Below are 2,876 nucleotides of genomic sequence, written 5' to 3' on the forward strand. Positions count from 1 at the left end.
GAGAGGTGAAAGCCTCTCGCTTTTTTGATTCAAAATCGATAATGATCAAATTTTCGGTGTTTCTGTTACCACATCGGCATTCTGACCGCGATGGCGCAACAGATGATCCATTAAGGTGATCGCCAACATTGCCTCGGCAATAGGTACCGCGCGGATACCAACACACGGATCATGGCGGCCTTTGGTGATCACTTCCGTACTTTCGCCCTGGCGATTAATGGTTTCACCCGGCACAGTAATACTCGATGTTGGCTTCAGGGCAATATGCGCGACCACATCCTGACCCGACGAGATGCCACCCAAGATACCGCCGGCATGGTTGGTCTTGAAACCCTCCGGTGTCATCGCATCACGATGCTCGCTACCGCGCTGCTCAACCACGTCAAAACCATCACCAATCTCAACCCCTTTAACTGCATTGATACTCATAAGCGAGTGGGCAATGTCGGCATCAAGGCGATCAAAAACAGGCTCACCCAGGCCCACAGGGACATTGCTGGCAACCACTGTCAGCTTGGCACCGATGGAGTCGCCTTCTTTCTTCAGTTTGCGGATCAGCTCGTCAAACGCCTCGACCTTGTCGGCATCCGGGCAGAAAAACGCATTCTGCTCAATCAGGTCCCAATCAACCTTATCAATGGTGACATCACCCATCTGAGAGAGATAAGCACGCACTTCAATACCATGCACTTGTTTCAGGTACTTCTTGGCCACAGCGCCAGCTGCTACACGCATCGCCGTTTCGCGAGCTGATGATCGACCACCGCCACGGTAGTCACGAATACCGTACTTTTGGTGGTAGGTATAATCAGCATGTCCCGGGCGGAACTTATCCTTGATGTTGGAGTAATCTTTCGAACGCTGATCGGTATTTTCAATCAGCAAACCAATCGAGGTGCCGGTAGTCTGGCCTTCAAAAACGCCAGACAGAATCTTTACTTCATCGGGTTCACGACGCTGGGTTGTATATTTGGAAGTACCCGGACGGCGACGGTCCAGATCATGCTGCATATCCGCTTCAGTCAGTGCTAGTCCCGGGGGACAGCCATCAATGATGCAGCCCAGTGCCAGGCCATGGCTTTCACCAAAGGTAGTGACGCGAAAAAGTTGTCCTATCGTATTGCCTGCCATTACTTCCTCTGTTCTTTTCGATGCTTCAGATATACCCGAGCAACATTTATCTTGCTGGTATGTTCATAGTTGTGTCTTTGTTAATGAGTACATAGTGCAAATTAGTCGCAGGGAATGCAAGAGGGGAAATAGGCTTATTACCAGCAATTAAAATATGGAAGGGATATGAGAGGGGAATATAGCGAGAGAAGGCTCTCTCGCTATACAAGCAGAATTACGCGTCTTTTTTCGATTTCCACTTCTTGATGCCGCTCGAGCCAGAATTGCGGCCACGAGAGAAGTCGTTGTCACGGCTAGATCTGCCGCCGCCTGATTTACCTTGGCCTGGCTTATTGTGGCTAGGCTTGTTGCCACGACCCGGGCGAGGAGAGCCTCGGCGTTCGTCTGAGCGTGAATCCTCCTGCTCGCCTGAACGGCGCTTGCGGTTAAACTCGCCTTTGCCCTTATAAGTTTTGTACTGGATCTTACCGCCATTACGCTCTGCTGCATCTTGCTGACGACTGTCGAACAACTTGGCATCCGTCGCTTTTTTAATGGATTTGCCTTTGCCATCAACCTGCGAGGCTTCCTCAGTACCACTGGAATCGGAAATCAGGCTATGAATTTCAGCAATTTCTGCATCTGTCAGGTAACGCCATTTCCCATTCGGCAGCCCGTCAATGCTGATATTCATAATACGCACGCGGCGCAGCTTGAACACGTCATAACCCAGTGCTTCACACATACGGCGGATCTGGCGGTTCAGTCCCTGAGTCAGCACAATACGAAACGAATAGGTCGTTTCCTTGGTGACTTTACATGGCAAGGTGACGGTGTCGAGGATTGCGACACCCGAGGCCATCTTGTCAAGAAACTCTTGGGTAATTGGCTTATCAACACGCACCACATATTCTTTCTCGTGCGAGTTACCGGCGCGCAAGATTTTATTGACGATGTCGCCATCGTTGGTCAGGAAAATCAGACCGTCTGATGGCTTATCGAGACGACCAATCGGGAAGATACGCTTACGGTGGCCAATAAAGTCGACAATATTATCTTTTATATGACGCTCGGTAGTACAGGTTATGCCTGTCGGCTTGTTAAGCGCAATATAGATTGGCTTTTCTTTGGCACGCAGAGGTCGGTCATCGACCAGTACTTCGTCGCCCGGTTGTACTTTCATGCCCATTTCCGGCTCTTGGCCATTGATGGTCACTCGGCCTTGATCAATAAGCTTGTCCGCCTCACGGCGTGAGCAAAAGCCTGTATCACTGATAAATTTGTTTAAACGTACTGCTTTTGCCTGGTTCTGGTCGGCATTGTCAGTTGAATTCTGAGGCTGATTCTGAGACATGGTGTTCTTCTTTGCTATGCGTTTCACAACGCGATCAAGGTCAGTTAGTTGACTATACACCCTAATTCTACCAACCCCGCAGGGTGCTGGAAAAGAAATTATATTTAATAGTGAAAAAAACCGCCCAGATGGGCGGTTTCATTTCAGTCAAAGAACAGCGCCAAAGGCTATTAGTTCTCTTTTGCTGTCGGCAGCTCACCATGATTCGAACGGCCGACATAATCTTGCTGGAGGGCTTTTTCAAGTTGTTCGGCAACATGACCCGGCGATGCAGTTTTCTCCGACATCAAGCGATACATCGCAGGGATCACCAACAGGGTCACGAAGGTGGCAAACGCCATACCAAAGAAGACAACCGTACCCACGGCAATCCGGCTTTCGGCTCCCGCTCCCGTTGATAGAATCAAAGGGA

Annotated in this window: 3 protein-coding genes; all 3 read right to left on the reverse strand. The window is 49.9% G+C overall.

Going from position 1 to position 2,876, the window contains the following annotated elements; all coding sequences use genetic code 11:
- Positions 1–45: 45 nt before the first annotated feature.
- Positions 46–1,131, reverse strand: coding sequence for a chorismate synthase (gene aroC, locus MHN01_RS23140; RefSeq protein WP_239413708.1), 1,086 nt, complete (start codon positions 1,129–1,131; stop codon positions 46–48).
- Positions 1,132–1,345: 214 nt separating this feature from the next.
- Entirely contained in the window at positions 1,346–2,464 is a 1,119-nt protein-coding gene (rluF, locus tag MHN01_RS23145; RefSeq protein ID WP_239413709.1) for a 23S rRNA pseudouridine(2604) synthase RluF, read from the reverse strand.
- A gap of 170 nt (positions 2,465–2,634) precedes the next feature.
- Positions 2,635–2,876: efflux RND transporter permease subunit (locus MHN01_RS23150; RefSeq protein WP_239413710.1), on the reverse strand; the 242-nt coding region annotated here is incomplete at its 5' end.

The organism is Photobacterium sp. OFAV2-7, from assembly GCF_022347985.1.
Taxonomy (GTDB): Bacteria; Pseudomonadota; Gammaproteobacteria; order Enterobacterales; family Vibrionaceae; genus Photobacterium.

Bases quoted from the DNA above. Each gene is read 5' to 3' on its own strand.
- aroC (WP_239413708.1), bottom strand. From the start codon at position 1,131: ATGGCAGGCAATACGATAGGACAACTTTTTCGCGTCACTACCTTTGGT.
- rluF (WP_239413709.1), bottom strand. From the start codon at position 2,464: ATGTCTCAGAATCAGCCTCAGAATTCAACTGACAATGCCGACCAGAAC.